Origin of the sequence: Bartonella queenslandensis AUST/NH15, assembly GCF_000312585.1 — a bacterium.
Classification (GTDB): Bacteria; Pseudomonadota; Alphaproteobacteria; order Rhizobiales; family Rhizobiaceae; genus Bartonella; species Bartonella queenslandensis_A.
On record NZ_HE998011.1, the window covers coordinates 8,037 to 8,723 of the forward strand.

A 687-nucleotide genomic window follows, 5' to 3' on the forward strand; every position below is an offset into this window, starting at 1 on the left:
CACCTGCGGGGTTTCAAGCCAATTATTGCTAAGAGTGGCAAGGGAGAGCACATCATCAGGGACACTAGGCGCCATGGGTTGGTCTGAGGAAACCCCTTTGATATAGACCACATTGCCTTTCGTGTTGAGACCAATACGATCAATGCGCGGGAGTTTGTAGGTGTAACTGACAATAATATCACCACCCTCCGCACCCCCTGAGACAATGATTTCCTGCGCTGTGACTTTATCAGCCGTGATTTTTGCGCGGTAACGGTAAGTCACTGTATAGCTGCTTCCTGGCAAGGGCTCTTCTCCCACCGGTGCCCAATCAATGGTGTCTCCGGTTTTTTTAAAATCCGTGCCTTCTTTAAATTCTTTTCCACCTTGAACAATTTTGACAAAAGCGGTGATGCTTTTATCGGGAACACCATCACGCCCTGCGGCAATCGCACCGCGGGTTATCGTCACTGTTTTTTCTTTGGTCAGTAAAATGGATTGAACAGCGGCAATGGGAAAATAATAGGGTTTAAAGGTAAAGCTTGTTTTTCCCTTTGAGGGTGTAAAAATATGGGTTTCGCTAGGAACGGCACTTGTCGAAAAGTCTTCTACCTCTTCATGACGCAAAGCGGCTAAACGCTTGCGTTTGAAACCATTGATATTGGCTTCTCCTTCTTGAATGCTAAAGACTTGATTATGTCCATTTTT

At 45.9% G+C, this 687-nt stretch carries 1 protein-coding gene; it reads right to left on the reverse strand.

Features of this window, described 5'->3' with window-relative positions; all coding sequences use genetic code 11:
* On the reverse strand, positions 1-687 hold a 687-nt coding region (locus BN338_RS07485), incomplete at both ends, for a DUF4815 domain-containing protein (RefSeq protein WP_039760614.1).